At 75.2% G+C, this 17255-nt stretch carries 12 protein-coding genes; 8 read left to right on the plus strand and 4 right to left on the minus strand.

Annotated features, from left to right (window positions below; genetic code table 11):
* Positions 1-796: serine/threonine-protein kinase (locus ECOMGDLI_RS29540; protein ID WP_158221207.1), on the minus strand; the 796-nt coding region annotated here is incomplete at its 3' end.
* Between the two features lie 202 nt (positions 797-998).
* On the opposite strand from ECOMGDLI_RS29540, the gene ECOMGDLI_RS29545 reads away from it, so the two are divergent.
* From ECOMGDLI_RS29545 to ECOMGDLI_RS29565, 5 genes are read left to right on the plus strand one after another with little or no spacing between them, the layout of a single operon-like run.
* Positions 999-1328, plus strand: a complete 330-nt coding sequence (locus ECOMGDLI_RS29545) for a hypothetical protein (RefSeq protein ID WP_088320416.1) — start codon at positions 999-1001, stop codon at positions 1326-1328.
* Complete coding sequence (locus tag ECOMGDLI_RS29550; RefSeq protein WP_088320417.1) at positions 1325-2035, plus strand: hypothetical protein; 711 nt, start codon at positions 1325-1327, stop codon at positions 2033-2035. The genes ECOMGDLI_RS29545 and ECOMGDLI_RS29550 overlap by 4 nt, the downstream gene beginning before the upstream one ends.
* A gap of 46 nt (positions 2036-2081) precedes the next feature.
* Complete coding sequence (locus ECOMGDLI_RS29555) at positions 2082-2375, plus strand: WXG100 family type VII secretion target (RefSeq protein ID WP_088320418.1); 294 nt, start codon at positions 2082-2084, stop codon at positions 2373-2375.
* 48 nt (positions 2376-2423) lie between these two features.
* Positions 2424-7136 (plus strand): RHS repeat-associated core domain-containing protein, encoded by a 4713-nt coding sequence (locus ECOMGDLI_RS29560; protein WP_143448028.1) that lies wholly within the window; start codon positions 2424-2426, stop codon positions 7134-7136.
* 23 nt (positions 7137-7159) lie between these two features.
* Positions 7160-7549: a hypothetical protein gene (locus ECOMGDLI_RS29565; protein WP_143448029.1), complete on the plus strand. Its 390-nt coding sequence runs from the start codon at positions 7160-7162 to the stop codon at positions 7547-7549.
* Between the two features lie 118 nt (positions 7550-7667).
* Here ECOMGDLI_RS29565 and ECOMGDLI_RS29570 read toward each other — a convergent pair whose 3' ends face one another.
* The 3 genes from ECOMGDLI_RS29570 to ECOMGDLI_RS29580 are packed head-to-tail and all read right to left on the minus strand — an operon-like array spanning position 7668 to position 14147.
* Entirely contained in the window at positions 7668-8297 is a 630-nt protein-coding gene (locus tag ECOMGDLI_RS29570) for a DUF4291 domain-containing protein (protein ID WP_088320421.1), read from the minus strand.
* Positions 8294-12649 carry an FtsK/SpoIIIE domain-containing protein gene (locus ECOMGDLI_RS29575; protein WP_088320422.1) on the minus strand — a complete coding sequence of 1452 codons (4356 nt, stop codon included), beginning with the start codon at positions 12647-12649 and terminating at the stop codon, positions 8294-8296. Before ECOMGDLI_RS29575 ends, ECOMGDLI_RS29570 begins: the two co-directional genes overlap by 4 nt.
* 25 nt (positions 12650-12674) lie before the next feature.
* Positions 12675-14147, minus strand: coding sequence for a DUF234 domain-containing protein (locus tag ECOMGDLI_RS29580; RefSeq protein WP_088320423.1), 1473 nt, complete (start codon positions 14145-14147; stop codon positions 12675-12677).
* A 165-nt stretch (positions 14148-14312) separates the two neighbouring features.
* Between ECOMGDLI_RS29580 and ECOMGDLI_RS29585 the strand changes: the two genes are divergently transcribed.
* Genes ECOMGDLI_RS29585 through ECOMGDLI_RS29595 form a run of 3 tightly spaced genes read left to right on the plus strand, consistent with a single transcriptional unit; the run spans position 14313 to position 17251 of the window.
* On the plus strand, positions 14313-14594 hold the full coding sequence (locus tag ECOMGDLI_RS29585) for a metal-sensitive transcriptional regulator (protein ID WP_088320424.1): 282 nt from the start codon (positions 14313-14315) through the stop codon (positions 14592-14594).
* A 58-nt stretch (positions 14595-14652) separates the two neighbouring features.
* Positions 14653-14871 carry a heavy-metal-associated domain-containing protein gene (locus ECOMGDLI_RS29590; protein WP_088289918.1) on the plus strand — a complete coding sequence of 73 codons (219 nt, stop codon included), beginning with the start codon at positions 14653-14655 and terminating at the stop codon, positions 14869-14871.
* Positions 14852-17251, plus strand: a complete 2400-nt coding sequence (locus ECOMGDLI_RS29595) for a cation-translocating P-type ATPase (protein WP_088320425.1) — start codon at positions 14852-14854, stop codon at positions 17249-17251. Before ECOMGDLI_RS29590 ends, ECOMGDLI_RS29595 begins: the two co-directional genes overlap by 20 nt.
* The last annotated feature ends 4 nt before the right edge of the window (positions 17252-17255 follow it).

Below are 17255 nucleotides of genomic sequence, written 5' to 3' on the forward strand. Positions count from 1 at the left end.
TGCAGGCGTTCGCGGCCGCCGCCCGGACGGCGTCCGCGAACGCCTGCACCGTGCGGGTGCGCAGCACCGGGTCGGGCTCGAGCGCCGCGGCGACGGCCCGCGCGAGGTGCGGCGGGACGCCGTCCGGCAGCGGCGGTGCCGGCTCGCCGACGAGCCGCTGGAGATGGACGAGGTCGGTCTCGCCGGGGCGGCGCGGCTGCGGCGGGTGCCCGGCGAGCAGCGCGTAGAGCGTCGCGGCGAGGCTGAAGACGTCGGACGCCGGCGAGGCCGCCGTGTGGTCGCGCAGCACCTCGGGCGCGGCGTAGGTCGGGGTCGAGGCGGCCGACGTGACCTCGTCGGCCGACCGCACGCTGATCCCGAAGTCGGCCAGCGCCACGCCGCCGGTGCTGCTGCGGAGCACGTTCTGCGGCTTCACGTCCCGGTGCAGGACCCCGCGGTCGTGCGCCGCCCGCAGCCCTTCGGCGACGGCGAGCGCGACGGCGGCCGCCTCCCCCGGTGGCATCGGCGTCCCGGTCGGGAGGCTGCCGAGGTCGAAGTAGCCCATGACGATCCACGGCTGCCCCGACGGCGTGAGACCGCTGTCGTGGACGGGCACGATGTTCGGGTGGCCGCCGAGGGCGCCGAGCACCTCGCACTCGCGCCGGAACGCGCGCTGCAGCCGTTCGTCGTCCAGGGTGCCGTGGAAGACCTTGACCGCGACGTCCCGGCCGAAGGCCACCGACCGCGCCCGGTAGACGGTGCCCGCGGCGCCGTGGCCGACCGGGACAGCGCCGACGTACTTGTCGCCGAAGTCCACGTCCCCACCCCAGGTCGAACGGCCCAACTGGTCACTCCCGGTGCACCCGTGCCGGCAGCGGGATCACGCACAGCCACCACATCACGGCGTCGATCGCCCACGCTAGCGTCACTTGATCGCCTTGGGTGACGCCCGTAGGGTGATCCACTGCTGACGGCGCGGGGACCCATCACGATCCGCGACGAGTCGTGATCGGGGGGACATGGCAGACGGATTCGGCGTCGACACGGCCGCCGCACGGTCCGTCGCGTCCGACCTCACGACGATCCGGACGGCGCTCAACGGCTTCGGCGCGACCGTCGCGGACGGTTCCACCGGGTCACCCAAGGTCGAGGGTGCGCTCCAGCGGTTCTTCAAGGACTCCTCCGACAACCGCAAGCTCCTCGACAAGCTCCTCGAGCGCGGCATCGGCCTCATGAACGGCCTCGCCGAGGGCGCCGAGTCCCTCGACCAGGGCCTCGCCGGTGCGCTCACCACGAGCGGCGACGGTGCGGCGCCCGGCGGGGGCGCCCCGACGAGGGGGCCGCGATGACCCTCGGGACCGCCGCGCAGGCCTCGGCGGAGACGGCCCCCGCCTTCACGCTGCGGGTGCCGCCGTCCTGGTTCCGCTTCGACGCCTGGCGGGCCACCCGCACCGCGGACCTCGCGCGGATCGTCGACGCCCGGATCACCGCGCAGCCCGGCCTGCGCAGGCACCGGGCCGCGCTGCTCGCGCTCTTCCGCGAGGTCGCGGAGGACGCCCAGGCCCGCGGTGCGCTCATGTGCGCCGTCGCCGTCGACCCGGTCGCGGCGGGCGGCCCGCTGCTCGCCTCCCTCATGGTCTTCCGGACGGACGGCGACCCGCTGCGCCCGCGGCAGACCGTCGAGGAGATCGCCGCGTCGGTCACCGCGCACGAGGGCGCGGACGGCCCCGGCACCTGGCGGCGGGTCGGTCTCGTCGACCTGCCGACCGGCCCCGCCGTCCGGGTCACGTCGGTGGGCCGGCTGCAGGCGGGCCCCGCCGGTGCGGACACCGACCGGGACGCCGCCCCCGACCTCGTCGCGATGCACACCCTCGTGCCGGCGCCGGACGGCGGGGTCGTCGACGTCGTCCTCACGAGCCCGCAGGCGAGCATCGCCGACGCCCTGCTCGACCTCTTCGACGCCGTGAGCGGCACCTTCGCGTGGACCGGCCCGGCCGGCCCCGACCGCACCGACCGCACCGACCGCACCGACCCCGCACCGGGGAGCGACACCTGACAGCGGTCCGCACCCGCGGCTCCGCGCACCGATGAGAGGACGTGTCATGGCGAGCATCAACGTCACCTACGCAGAGGTCACGTCGGCGGCAGGCCGGCTGAACTCCGCGCAGCAGAACATGATGGACCAGGTCAGCCAGCTTAAGGCGATGATCGACAACCTCGTGCAGTCAGGCTTCAAGACCGAGCTCGCGTCGGGCAAGTTCGCCGCGTCGTACGACCAGTGGAACAACGGTGCGCGCAACGTCCTCGAGGGCCTCGGCGGCATGAAGTCCTTCCTCGACCAGGTCGTCGCGAAGCACCAGGAGCTCGACAGCTCGCTCGGCAGCTCGCTCGGCTGAGCGCCGGGCCGTGCCTCGTGAGGCCGGCGTGAGGGGAACGCTGTGTCCGTGACGGCCGACTGGTCGCTCGTCGACCTCGGCACCGACCCCTGCCCGGGGGACGTCGAAGGGGTGCGCGCGCTCGCGGCGCGGTTGTCCGGCTACGCGGACCTCGCGGCGTCGAACCGGGACCGGCTGCGCGCCATCGCGGCGGACGTGTCCGGCGGGCCGTTGCGCATGCGCGGCGACTACGCGGGCGCGTACGTCGAGCAGTTCGCCGAGCTGCCCGACGAGCTCGCGAAGCTGGAGAAGGCCTACCGCGGCTGCGCCGCGGCGCTGGGCCGGTTCGCCACCCGGCTCGACGAGGCGCAGGGCAAGGCGCGGACGGCGTTGCGCGCGGGCTCGGACGCGCAGGACCGGTTCTGGTGGGCGCGGCGCAGCGCGGACGCCGCGCTGCCGGCGGGCACGACGCTGCCCTGGGGCAGCCACGGGCTCAGCGTGCCGCAGGCCGACGCGGCGACGGCCGGGCTCGACGAGGCGACGCGCAGCCAGGTCCGGGCGGCGGTCGCGCGGGCGGTCTCGGCCAAGGCCGACCAGGCCCGCGCGGCCCGGTTGGCCCGGGAGGCGGCCGCCCTGCGCGGCGACGCCGAGCGGGCGTGCGTCGACGAGATCGACGACGCCCTCCACGACTCGGGGATCGCGAACAAGTCGTGGTGGCAGAAGGCCTGGGACAAGGTCAGCGCCCCGTTCCGGTCCTGGGACGACTTCGTGTCGCTCTGCGAGAAGGTCGCGCTCGTCGCGGGCGTCGTGGCGCTGTTCGTGTCGGGCCCGCTCGGCTGGGCGATCATGGCGGCGTCGCTGGCGGCCGGGGCGGTGATCCTCGCCGACAAGCTCGACAAGTACGCCAAGGGCGAGGCGTCGCTGCTCGACGTGGGTCTCGCCGTGCTCGGCGTGATCCCGTTCAAACCGGGGGCCCTCGCCGAGGGGGCCCGGGCACTCGTCCCCGCGCTGCGGGCCGGCGGCGGGAAGCTGCTCGGCGAGGGCGCGTTCGGGCTGCGGACGGCGATCCCGCACGGGCTCGAGATCGCGGGCGGCCTGCGCGGCGCGGCCCGGGACCCGGCCCTCTTCGCCCGCGGTGTGCTGTGCCGGGCCTTCAAGGCCGACCCGATCGACCTCGCGACCGGCGAGATGTTCGTCGACACGGTCGACCTGTCGCTGCCGGTCGGGCCGGGGGCGCCGCCGGTCGCCGTCCGGCGGATCCACCAGTCGTCGTACCAGGTCGGCCACCGGTTCGGGCCGGCCTGGAACACGACGCTGGACCACCGGGTCGAGGTCGACGACACCGGCGTCGCCTACACCGGCGACGACGGCCTCGTGCTGCTGTTCCCGCCCGCACCGGACGGCGTCGCGGTGGAGTGCTCCCACGGGCCGCGGCTGCTGCTGACCCGGACCGCGGTCCCCGACCCGCTCGCGGGCGTCGTCGAGACGTACTCGGTGCACGACCCGGTGTCCGGGCTCACCGAGCACTTCTCCGCCGTCGGCGGGGTGGCAGGGGTGACGGCACTGCCCGTCGTCGCGGTGTCCGACCGGGCCGGGCGGCGCACCGAGTACCGGTACGACGCCGACGGCTGGCTCACCGGGATCGTCGCGGTCGACGGCTCCGGCCGGACGGCGTACCGGGTGCGGGTCGAGACGGTCGACGGGCGGATCGCCGCGCTCGTCGTCGAGGGCCGCCCCGCTGCCGGGACCGGCGGGCCCGCCGAGGCCGACGTCGTCGTCGCCCGGTACGGGTACGACACCGCAGGCCGGCTCACCCACGTGTTCAACTCCTCCGGGACCGCGATGCGGTACGCGTACGACGACCTGGGCCGCGTCGTCCGCTGGGAGGACCGCAACGGCACCTGGTACGCGTACCGGTACGACGAGCAGGGCCGCTGCTACGCCGCCGAGGGCACCGACGGGGTGCTCCGCGCACGGATCGGCTACGACGACTCCCCCGCGGCCGACGGGACGACGTCCGCCCGGTTCACCGACTCCCTCGGCCGGACGACGGTCTTCACCGCGAACGCGGCCCACCAGCTCGTGCGGCGCGAGGACCCGCTCGGCGGTGCGTGGCTGCAGGAGTGGGACGACCGCAACCGCCTGCTCGCCGCGACCGACCCGCTCGGCCGGACCACGCGGTACGCGTACGACGAGGCCGGCCGGGCGACGTCCGTGACCCTGCCCGACGGCGCGGTCACGACCCTCGACCGCGACGGCACCGGGCTGCCCGTCACCGTGACCGACCCGATCGGCGCGACCTGGACGAGCCGCTACGACGAGGCGCGCGGGCTGCTGCTCGAGCAGACCGACCCGACCGGTGCGACGACCGCGTTCGGGTGGGACGACGCCGGGCACCTCGTCGCGGTCACCGACCCGGTGGGGGCGACGACCCGGGTGGTCTGCGACCCGGCCGGGCTGCCGCTCGAGATCGTCGACCCGACGGGTGCGACGACGTCCGTCGCCCGGGACGCCCTGGGCCGCCCGGTGGCCGTGACCGACCCGGCCGGTGCGACGACCCGGGTGATGTGGACCGTCGAGGGGCACCTGCGGGAGCGGGTCGGCCCGGACGGCGCGCGGTGGACCTGGACCTACGACGCCGAGGGCAACCTCCGCGAGGCGACCGACCCGGTCGGCGGCACGACCCGGGTCGTGCCGACCGCATGGGACCAGCCGGCCGAGGTGACGACCCCGGACGGCGCGACGACCCGGTACACGTACGACACCGAGCGCCGTCTCGTCGCGGTGACCGACCCGCTCGGCCTCACGTGGCGGTACGCCTACGACCCGCGCGGCGACCTCGTCGCCGAGACCGACTTCGACGGCCGCACGCGGAGCCTGACCCGGGACGCCGCGGGGCAGGTCGTGCGGCGCGAGAGTGCCGCCGGGGTCGTCGAGTACGAGCGGGACGCGCGCGGTGCGGTCGTCGCCGAGACGGCCGACGCGCCGTCGGGGGTCGCCGTCCGGACGACGTTCGCCTACGACGCCGCGGGCCGGCTCGTGCGGGCCGCGAACCCGGACGCCGACCTCGCGCTGGCCCGGGACGCCGTCGGCCGGGTCGTCGCCGAGACGACCACCGACCCGCTCGGCGTTCGGACACTGGCCTCGCAGCACGACCCGGCCGGGCGACGCACCGGCCGCACGACGCCGTCCGGCACCGTGTCGGGCTGGGCGTACGACGGCGCGGGCCGGCCGCTCGCGCTGACCGGGGGTTCCGATCCGTTGGTGCGCTTCGGGTACGACGCCGCGGGCCGGCCGACGAGCCGCACCCTCGGCGCGGACCCGACCGGCGCCGTCCTCGACCTGGCCTGGAACACCTCCGGCCTGCTCACCGCGCAGACCCTCACGAGCACGGCCGGCGACCCGGTGCTGCGCCGCACCTACGGGTACGCGGACGACGGCTACCTCACCCGGGTCGAGGACCTCACCGGCACGACGGTCCTCGGTCTCGACCCGCTGCGCCGGATCACCTCCGCCGCAACGGGTCCGGCCACGGAGCAGTACAGCTACGACCCGGCCGGCAACATCACCGACGCCGTGTGGCCGGGCACCGACGGTACGGACGGCACCGACCCCGACGCCGCCGAGGGCCCGCGCGGCACCCGCCAGCACACCGGCACCCGCGTCGTCCGCGCCGGCCGCACGACGTACGTCCACGACGACGCCGGCCGCCTCGTCAGCCGCCGCACCAGGCTGCTCTCCGGCGGCGCCCGCACCCACACCTACACGTGGGACGCCCACGACCGCCTCACCACGTGCACCACCCCCGACGGCACCGTGTGGCGCTACACGTACGACGCCCTGGGCCGTCGTACCGGCAAGCACCGCCTCGCCGACGACGGCACCGCCGTCGAGTCCGTCGTGTTCACCTGGGACGGCACCACGCTCGCCGAACAGAGCCGCACCATGGCCGGCACCGACCCGGTCGTCACGACCTGGGACCACGCCCCCGACGGACTCACCCCGCTGACCCAGCGCACCCGCACCGAGCGGGACCTGCCCTCGCACGACCGGGCCCCGCACGAACAGGCCTGGTACGACGAGCGGTTCCACGCGATCGTCACCGACCTCGTCGGCGCCCCGACCGACCTCGTCACTCCCGACGGAACCGTCGCGTGGTCCCGCCGGACGACGATCTGGGGCGCCCCGCTCGACGCTCCGGCCGCCGACGGGACGACCGTCACCTGCCTGCTGCTGTTCCCCGGCCAGTACACCGACGACGAGACCGGCCTGGCGTACAACTACTTCCGGCACTACGACCCCGACACGGGACGGTACGCCAGCACCGACCCGCTCGGGCTCGTCGGGTCACCGAATCCCGCGACGTACGTCGACAACCCGACTGCGTGGACCGACCCGTTGGGGCTGACGGAGTACGGCGCGGCGCTCAACGAGGTCACCCATCTCATCGGCAAGGGTGACGACCCGCTGGTCCCCGAACTGGTCAGGGACATCGAGAGTCTCTACCCCGGTCACGTCCGTGCCCAAGGCATCGAGATCATCGGGTCCGCTGGCAGCCCCTTGACCGACTTCGACATCGTGACGCGCAACGCCGTGGTTCAGGTCAAGTCGGGCACGGGCAAGGGCGCTCTCAAGCAGATGCTCACGACGAGCGCGCTCACCGACTACCCCGTCATCGCGTATCTTCCAGATGCTCGTGGTTCCGTCATCACATCGCTGGAACGCGCCGGCCTTCTCGTCACCCGCGACAAGGCAGTCTTGTTGAGCATCCTCGCTCCGTGAAGCGCTGCTAGGAGGCATCCACCGTGCGCCCCACCGTCGTTCTTCTGGTGTCCTCGGACCGCGGTGCCGCACTGCACCAGCGCATCAGGGCCTCGGGTTCGTACATCCCGGCGGACTTCATGGACCGCCTGGAGCGCGACGGCTGCCGGTTCGGGATCGATGCCTCGGGCAGCGTGATCGACGAGTTCGAGGACGACGAGCTGTCCGTCATCCGTGCCGCGCTGGGTGCGGACGCCGTCGCTGTGACAGTCGAGTACCCGGATGACGCCTGCTTGCGGAGTCTGCTTCTCGAGGTCCTCGACGGGTTCGACGGGCTGCTGGACACCAACCACGGGGCGCTGCTGCCGTTCTCGGAGGTGTTCCCGCACCTGGCCCCGGGAGACTCGTGGAGCCCGACGCGGCCGACGCCATGAGCGACGAGGGCATCCGGGTCCGGGCGACCATCCGACAGGTGCCGGTCGAAGGGGATGGCGTGGGAGTCGCGCGAGGCGTGTGCGCGGACGATCTCGCGGCGCTCTCCCGCGGGATCCGTCACGATCCCGGCGCGGCCGCACCATCAGGCCCGGCGGGCGTCGCGCCGAGCCGCGCGACGAGCACCGCGGGCAACGGGTAAGGGCGCTCCGGCGGCAGCAGCGCCGTCGCGGCGGCGAGGTCGCCGACCTGCACGAGCGCGTGCACGTCGCGTGCGAGCGGCGTGACGTCGTCGAGGCCGACGATCCACTCGCCGACGTACCGCGGGACAGCAGGACCGGACAACCCGACCTGCAGGCTGCGCCACCCGAGCGGCTGGAGGTGCAGGTCGCGCTCGGGGTCCCACTGCACGCGGACCGGGCTCGCCCGTAGCGCGGCCCGCCAGGCTTCGTGAGACGCGTGCAGTGCGGCGTCGAACTCGCTGAGACAGGCCCGCGACAGCGCGTCCTCGAAGCCGGTGCGGCTCAGCCGGACGGCGAGAACCCTTTCCTGGTCCGGCTTCTCGGCCCAGCCGCAGCGGTACATCATCCACAGGAACGACGGCTTGACCCACGTCATCCGGTCGACCTTGAACGGCGCGACGAACGTGCCGGCCGCGAGGGCCGGGTCGGCGATCCGCGGCGGGTACGCCTGGTAGACGGTGATCGTCGCCTCGTCGAAGACCGCCCGCACCTGTCGGTAGGGCGTCACGGCCGGGCCCCCTGCACCAGGGTCACCGTGCGTCCGACCGCGAGGTGACCGCGGCCGGGCGGGCCGGCGAAGAACTGGTCGGGCTCGAGCTGGAAGCCCATCTCGCGTGCGGCCGCGGGCACGGTCGGGCAGAGCAGGAACCGCGCTCCCGACGTGAAGACCTCGCCGACGACCCGGGCGAGAGCACGGCGCTGGCCCTGCACGATCGGCAGCGCGTCGCCGGCGAGCACGAGCGCGCGGCGGCCCTGCGAGCCGGGCTCGGCGATCTCGGCGAGCAGCGTCGGCTTCTCGTCCCAGTTCTCCTTCGCCGCGGTGACGACGACCTGCTCGCAGTCGTCGACGACGACCGCGTAGCGGCCGCCGGGCAGCACCGCCTCGAGGTCGGCGGCCGCCTCGCGCAGTGCCGTGTCCTCGACGGTCGTGCCGGTGACGACCCGCACGCCGGGGTCGGACGGCGGCAGCAGCGCGGCGAGGCCCGAGCGCGGCGGGCACACCGCGAGGACGCCGATCCCCTGCGCCCGGAGGCCTCGCGCGACCGTCGCGGCGACCGAGGTCCGCCCCGTGCCGGCGACGCCGGTGACGAGCAGCAGGTGCGGGCCGGCCTCGAAGAGGTCGATCCCCACCGGCTCGACGGCCGGGCCGCCGACCCCGATCGGCACCCAGGTCGCGCCGCGGCCGGCGTCGTCGAGCCCGACCGCGGCGCGCGTCTCGGACAGCGAGAGAGTCACCGGCAGCCGGGGCAGGACGACCGGCAGCCGGGCCGGGTCGAGGTCACCGCCGACGCCATGCCCCTTGGCTGCGACGAGCGCCGCCGCGACGTCCGGGACCGACACGTGCAGATGTGCACCGGTCGCGCCGTCGATGGCCCTGCCGGGCAGCACCGGCGGGGCCGCCGTCCGGGTCGGGGCGTGCGAGCGGCGCAGCTCGTCCTTGGGGAACGGCAGGAGCACGCGCTGGGTGAACAGCCCCGGCAGCTTGCCGTTGAGGATGTCCTGGCCGCCGATCGGCACGACGTGCACCCCGACGGGCGGGCCGTTCTGGATCACCTCGCGCAGCGTCTGGAGCAGCGAGGTCTCCTGGAACATCGGGTCGGCCCGGTTCTCGAAGTGCTCCCAGCCGTCGACGACGAGCACGACGAACGGGTCACGGTGCCCGGGCGGCGCCGAGAACCGGGCGACGGCGCGGCGCTGCACCTCGGCCGCGAGCCAGAGGACGAGCCGGCGCACCCGGTCCGGCTCCCCCGGCGTGACGACGCCGCCGCAGTGCGGCGCGGCCTCGAACGCCGCCAGGCCACCGGGTTCGCGCTCGAGGACGTACACGTGCGCCTCGTCGGGGCGCCACCGCGCGACGATGCCTGCGAGCAGGGCCGCGGCGACCGTCGTCCGGCCCGACTGCGGCCCGCCCGCGACGAGCAGCCGGTCGGTGCCCGCCAGGTCGAGGACGGCGGCCGGCTGCGACTGCCGGTCGGGCACGTCGACGAGCCCGAACGGGACGGCGGTCGCCGGGACCGGCTCGGTGGCCCGGGCCGGCAGGTCGGCGAGCGGGAGGAGCACGGGCAGCGCCGGCAGCAGCGGCCGGAACGGTTGCGGCGCAGCGAGATCCGCCGTCGCCTGCTCGATCGCCTCGATCGCGAGCACCTGGTCGGTCCGCTCGCCGCGCGGGCCGGTGGCGCCGGCCGGGCGGGGTTCGCCGAGCGTCGTCCAGTCGAGCAGCCGCACGTGCGCCGGCGGTGCCTGGCCGGTCGGCGGCGGGTCGCCGAGGTAGCCCGACTGGAAGAGCGTCGGCGTGCGGGTCTCGTCCTTGGTGCACAGGATCATCCCTCGGCCGCGGAGCCGGCCGGGGATCGACGCGGCGTCGGGGACGCCGAGCACCTCGACGCTGTCGGCGGGCTCGTTCTGCCGCAACGTGATCCGCAGGTCGATGTTGTTCTTCAGCTCGGGCGAGAGCTTGCCCTGGAGGGACTGGGTCGCGAGCACGAGGTGCATCCCGAGGGAGCGGCCCTTCGCGGCGACGTTGACGAGCTCGACGAGGAAGTTCGGCGACGTCTCGAGCACGCGGGCGAACTCGTCGAAGACGAGCACGAGGCGGGGCAGCGGCTCCCAGCCGGCCGAGCCCCGGGACCGCCAGTACTCGTCGATCTCGCCGCCGAAGCGCGCGAGCATCGACTCCCGGCGCCGCACCTCGGCCCGCACCGACGCGAGCACCCGCTCGGCGGCGGCGGCGTCGAAGACGTCGGCGGCGGTCTCGCCCGTCGAGCGGATGAGCGAGACGACGTGCGGGCAGTGCCGGAACGGCAGGAAGGCGCTGCCGCCCTTGAAGTCCACGAGCACGAGGTTCAGCTCGTCGGGCCGGTTCGCCAGGAGCAGCGACGTGACGAGGGTCTGGAGCAGGATGCTCTTCCCGGCGCCGGTCGCCCCGCCGAGCATCGTGTGCGGGCCCTGCCCGGCGAGGTCGACGGTCACCGGGCCTGAGGCGTCGGCACCGAGCACGACCTTCGTGCACGGGCCCGGGGAGCGCGCCCAGGCGCGCGCGACGTCGTCCGGGGTCGGGCGGGCGATCCCGAGCAGGTCGAGGAACCGCACGGGGTACGGGACGGCGCGCTCCGCGGCGGCGAGCGTGAGCCGGTCGCGCAGCGGGGACAGCGCCCGGGCCACCCGTTCGGCGTCCTCGGCGGAGATCTGCTCGGCGTGCGCGGTGACCGGCTCCTCGACGCGCGAGCGGGTCAGCCGCACGCTGCCGGTCTCGTCGACGGCGCACTCGGCGCGCATCTCGTTGAGGCTCTGCCGGTCGACGGCGATCGTGCAGACACCGACCTCCGGCCCCTCCCGCAGGACGGTCTCGATGCCGGGCAGCTTGCGCAGCGCCAGCGCCCCGTCGAGGACCACGACGACGTCCTCGCCGAACCGCGCTCCCGCCGGCCGGCCGCCGTCGAAGCTGCCGCGGGCTGCCTCCTTGCGCCGGGTCACGAGGTCGCGCAGCTCGGCGATCCGGTCCCGGCGGGTGCTGTCCGTGCTGCCGACGAGCACCGGCACCGCGCCGTCCTCGCCGGGGTCGAGGTGCGGGAGCCACGCCGTCCAGGCGAGGGCGTCCGCGCCGTCCGGGTCGGCGGTGACGACGACGAGCCGCAGGTCGGCCGGCGAGCGCAGGGTCGCGAGCTGGGCGACGAGCCAGCGTGCGGTGCCCGCGGTGGCGGCCGCCGGGCCGACGACCCCGAGCACCCCGGCGGCGCGCAGGTCGACGGTGACCGGGACGCCGCGGACGACGGGCGGGACGAAGCCCTCCCACACCTCGCCCTCGACCTCGACGGCCGCCGGCCGGCTCCCGGTGCCGACCCTGACGACGAGCCCGTCCGGGGAGTCGGCGTTGCGCGGCCAGACCCCGCGCCGGCGCCCGTTCGCGGCGAGCGTCACGTCGTGGACGTCGGGGGCGGCCGCCCGTCGGGCCCGCTCCTCGGCCGTCACGGCGCCCGCGATCGTCTGCTGCGCGGCCGCCTTCGCGGCGTCGAACCGGGCCTGGCTCGCGGCCCGGCTGCGCCGGTCGAAGAACGCCTGCGCGGCCCACGCGACGGGCCCGAAGAGGCCGAGCAGCAGCATCGCCGGCGAGTCGAGGACGACGGCCATGACGCCGCCGAGCACGAGCGGGACGACCGCCGTCGTCACCGCGGTCGCCTTCGACGACGCGTTCCGCTCGACGGGCTGCGGCATCCGGACCCGCACCGGGACGATCGCCGGGCTCGCGGCGAACGCCCGGTCGATGTCGAGCCGGGCGTCCGGGCTGCGCACCGGCGGGGGCGGCGGCGCACCGACCGGCACCCACTCGAACAGGCCCGCCCCGATCTCGAGCACGGCACCCGGCGCGAGCGGTACCGCGGTGCCCGGGGCGAGCGGGACGCCGTCCACGCGCGTGCCGTTCGCGGAACCGAGGTCGGCGACGGACGCCGTCCCGTTCGGCTCGAGCCGGATCTCGGCGTGGGTCCGGCTCGCGTCGAGGTCGCGCAGCGGCACCGAGGCGTCGCGGCGGCGGGCGATCTCGTGCCGGCCGATCGCGAGCCAGTGGACGGCGCCCGCGTCCGGCCCGTCGAGGGCGCGCAGCGCGCCGACCGCACCGTGCGGGAGGGCCCGCGGGTCGGGGCCGGGGGCGCCGAGGGAGAGGACGGCGCCGGGGACGAGCGGGCTGTCGGCGACGATCGACGCGGGGTCGAGCCAGGCGGCACCGACGAACCACGCGTTGCCCGGGCCGCCGAGCGGGAGCGCCGCGAGCAGGGACGCGACGGACGACTCCGGGGCCGCCGAGACCTCGACCGTGCGGGAGGCCCCGGTGCCCGGGTCCTGCACGGTCACCCTGAAGTTCACGTCGGCGGTCCCCCGGGGCCGATGGTCACTGTGGCGGCCGAGTATAGAGATCGCGCACGAGGTCGGCCGCGGTGACCAGGGTGACGTCGCCCCGCTCGGCGGCCAGGGCGCGGACGCCGTCCGTGAAGCCGGACCGCGAGGCGAGCACGAGGGAGCAGCCCGTGACGTCGAGCCCGGCCTGGGCCAGGGCGGGCAGCTTGTGGTCGGCGAGCGCGGTGAGCACCCCGGCGTCGAGCGGGGCGTTCGTCCACTTCGCCTCGACGGCGACGACGGCCCGCCGGCCGTCCAGGCCGACGACGTCGACCTCCTCGGAGAAGCGGGTGCGGGACGCCCGGCTCGCGTGGACCGCCGGGCCCCACCACCGGCTCACCTCCGTCGCGGTGCCGGCGAACCGCTGCCGGACCCAGGCTCCGACGACCTCCTCGAAGACCGGGGCGGTGTGGTCGGAGAGGTGGGCGGGCACGGTCACCCGGGTCATCGCGGCCGGGTCCGCCCCCGCCTCGAGCTCGGCCTGGCGCGGCTGGACGAAGCGGAACCAGAAGCGCACGAAGTGGTCCTCGCAGCGCCATTGGGTGTTCCGGGAGTCCGGGCGGGCACCGACCGGCCGGCTGCGGCTCACGAGCTGGAGGCCCGCGAGCGCGTCGAGGTAGCGCGTCACCTCGTTCGTCGGCATCCGCAGGACCTCGCCGATCGCGGTGACCGACTGCGGTCTCGTCGCGAGCACCGACAGGACCGAGAAGTAGACCGACGGTTCGCGCAGCTCGGTCGCGAGGATCGTCCGGGGCTCGTTGAAGAACGCACCGAGCGGGTCCATGAGGTGCGTCGTCACGGTGTCGAGCAGGTCGCCGCGGCCGAGCGCACGCAGGTAGCGCGGCATCCCGCCGGTGACCGCGAACCGGGTCACCTGGTCGACGGGGTCCAGGTCGGGCATGAAGAGCCGGGCCTGGGCGAAGCCGAGCGGTCGCAGCGGCATCGGGACGAGGCGGCCGTGCAGCGGGCTCCGCTCGGCCTGGAGCGACTCCATCTGCGCGACCGCGGAGCCGGTGAGGAGGAGCTTGACCGACGAGGTGTCGCGCTCGGCCTCCATGACCGCCTGGACGGCGCTGAGGTTCGCCTGCTGCTCGGCGGCCGACGTCCCGAGCAGGTAGGGCAGCTCGTCGACGACGACGAGGACGCGCCCGTCGCGGCCGAGCGCGTAGAGCACCCGGAAGAGGTCGGCGATCCCGTCGATCCGCGGCCGGACGCCGAGCGGCGCCTCGAGCTGGACGGCGAGGTTGGTCCACTGCTGGCCGGCGGCGAGCCGGTCGGCGACGAGGACCACCGCCGGCTTGCCGTCCGCGAAGCGGCGGAACAGCCAGCTCTTGCCGACCCGACGACGCCCGAAGAGGCTCAGCGGCTCCTTGTCGGGCGAGGCCCACCACTGCTCGAGACGGGCGCGCTCGACGTCGCGGTCGAGGAACTCGGCCGCGGCCGGCCAGTGGTGGACGGGGACTGCCATGTGATTAGCCTACTTTGGATTAGCCTAATGTAAAGTAGGCTAATCGTAGAGCGGTCTGCGGCCCGGTTCGTCGTGCTCCGGCGGTGGGACCACCGTCCCGGGTGGAAATACCCTGCGGGGGTATAGTGTTGGCCCGGACGACAGCGACCACGTCGAGGGAGGGTCATGGCCGGCTACTCGGGCTCCAAGGACGACTACCTGCGCCGGTTGCGGCGTATCGAGGGGCAGGTCCGCGGTATCCACAGGATGGTCGAGGAGGACGTCTACTGCATCGACATCCTCACCCAGGTCGCCGCTGTCACGAAGGCGCTCCAGGCCGTGAGCCTCGGCCTGCTCGAGGACCACGTCGGGCACTGCGTCGTCGACGCGGCCCGGGAGTCCGACGACGCCGCGGCGACCAAGGTCCGCGAGGCCGCCGACGCGATCGCCCGGCTCGTGCGCAGCTGACGAGCACCCGAGCACGTCACCGAACCACGCACGCACCACGCTCAACGAGGAGAACGAAGTGACCACCACCGTCGTCCACGTCGCCGGCATGACCTGCTCGCACTGCGTCAACGCGGTGACCGAGGAGCTCAAGGAGCTCGCCGGCGTCCGTGACGTGACCGTGGACCTCGTCGCCGGCGGGACGTCCAACGTCTCCGTCACCAGCGACGCCCCGCTCGACGGCGAGGCGGTCAAGGCCGCCGTGGACGAGGCCGGCTATGCCGTCGTCGACGACTGACACCCCGCCGCCCTCGACCCCCTCGACGGCGCCGGCCACCCCGCCGCCCGTCGTCCCGCTCGTCACGCTCGACCTGCCGGTCACCGGCATGACCTGCGCCTCGTGCGCCGCCCGGATCGAGAAGAAGCTCAACCGGATGGACGGCGTCACGGCGTCCGTGAACTACGCGACCGAGAGCGCGCACGTGTCGTTCCCCGCGGGCCTCGACCCGCACGACCTCGTCGCGACGATCGAGCGCACCGGGTACGGCGCGACCCTGCCGCCGCCGCCGCCCGCCCCGCCGCAGCCGGACGTCGCGACCGACGGGCCGCCGTCCGCGCCCGCGGCCGACGCCGCGGACACCCGCCTGGAGGCGCTGCGGCAGCGGCTGCTCGTCAGCGCAGCACTGGCGCTGCCGGTGCTCGTGCTGTCGATGGTGCCGGCGCTGGCCTTCGACGGCTGGCAGTGGATCGCCCTGACCCTCGCGTCGCCCGTCGCGGTGTGGGGCGCCTGGCCGTTCCACCGCGCGGCCGTCGTCAACGCCCGGCACGGCGCGACGACGATGGACACCCTCGTCAGCCTCGGCGTCACCGCCGCCTACCTGTGGTCCCTCTACGCCCTGCTCTTCACCGCGAGCGGCGACGTCGGCACGGGCATGCGGATGGACATGGCCGCGATGCGGGCCATGGGCGGCGCCGACCTCTACCTCGAGGTCGCGGCTGTCGTCACGGTCTTCCTGCTCGCGGGCCGGTACGCCGAGGCCCGCGCCAAGCGCCGCTCGGGGGCCGCGATGCGCGCGCTGCTCGAGCTCGGCGCCAAGGACGTCGCGCGGCTGCGCGTCGCCGACGACGGCAGCCGGACCGAGGAGCGGGTGCCCGTCGACCGGCTCGCGGTCGGCGACCTGTTCGTCGTCCGGCCCGGGGAGAAGGTCGCGACCGACGCCGTCGTCGTCGAGGGCACGAGCGCGCTCGACGAGTCCCTGCTCACCGGGGAGCCGGTGCCGGTCGACGTCGGCCCCGGCGACACGGTCACGGGTGCGACGGTCAACACGTCGGGCCGGCTCGTGCTCCGGGCGACCCGCGTCGGCGCCGACACCCGGCTCGCGCAGATCGGCCGTCTCGTCACCGCGGCGCAGAGCGGCAAGGCGCCGGTGCAGCGGCTCGCGGACCGGGTCTCGGCGGTGTTCGTGCCCGTCGTCCTCGTCATCGCCGTCGGCACGCTCGTCACCTGGCTCGTCGTCACGGGCGACGTCACGGCGGCGTTCACCGCGGCCGTCGCGGTCCTCGTCATCGCGTGCCCCTGCGCGCTCGGCCTCGCGACCCCGACGGCGCTGCTCGTCGGCACCGGCCGCGGCGCCCAGCTCGGCATCGTCATCAAGGGCCCCGAGGTGCTCGAGCAGACCCGGCGCGCCGACACCGTCGTCCTCGACAAGACCGGCACGGTGACCCAGGGCCGGATGCGGCTCGTCGACGTCACGGCGTCGGACGACGCCCGGGCCGCGGGCTTCGACGCGGACGACGCGCTGCGGCTCGCGGGTGCGGTCGAGTCGGGCAGCGAGCACCCGGTCGCGGCCGCGGTCACGGACGCCGCACGGGAGCGGCTCGCCGAGCTCGGCGGAGCGCTGCCGGACGTCGAGTCGTTCGCCTCGACCGCCGGCCAGGGCGTCACGGGGCGGGTGCGGACGGCGCACAGCGCGGTCCTCGACGTCACCGTCGGCAGCCGCGCACTGCTCGCCGGCCGCGGGCTCGCCGTCCCGGCCGACCTCGACGCGGCGCTCGACGCCGCGGAGGCCGCCGGCCGGACGGCGGTGCTCGTCGGCTGGGACGGCGCCGCCCGCGGCATGCTCGCCGTCGCGGACACGCTCAAGCCGACGTCGCGGGAGGCGGTCGCCGCGCTGCGGGCGCTCGGGCTGCGGCCGGTGCTGCTCACGGGCGACAACGCCCGGGCCGCGGCGGCGGTCGCCGCCGAGGTCGGGATCGCCCCGGAGGACGTCGTCGCCGGGGTCGCCCCCGAGGGCAAGGTGGACGTCGTCCGGCGGTTGCAGGCGGAGGGCCGGGTCGTCGCGATGGTCGGGGACGGCGTCAACGACGCCGCGGCCCTGGCCCAGGCCGACCTGGGCCTGACGATGGGCAGCGGCACGGACGTCGCGATCGAGGCCGGCGACCTCACGCTCGTGCGCTCGGACCTGCGCTCGGCCGCCGACGCGATCGCGCTGTCACGGCGCACCCTCGCGACGATCAAGGGCAACCTGTTCTGGGCGTTCGCCTACAACGTGGCCGCGCTGCCGCTCGCCGCGCTCGGCCTGCTCAACCCGCTCGTCGCGGGCGGGGCGATGGCGTTCAGCAGCGTCTTCGTCGTGACGAACTCGTTGCGGCTGCGGCGGTTCACGCCGCACCGCTGAGCCG

This window comes from Kineosporia sp. R_H_3 (assembly GCF_002198675.1).
Lineage (GTDB): Bacteria > Actinomycetota > Actinomycetes > Actinomycetales > Kineosporiaceae > R-H-3.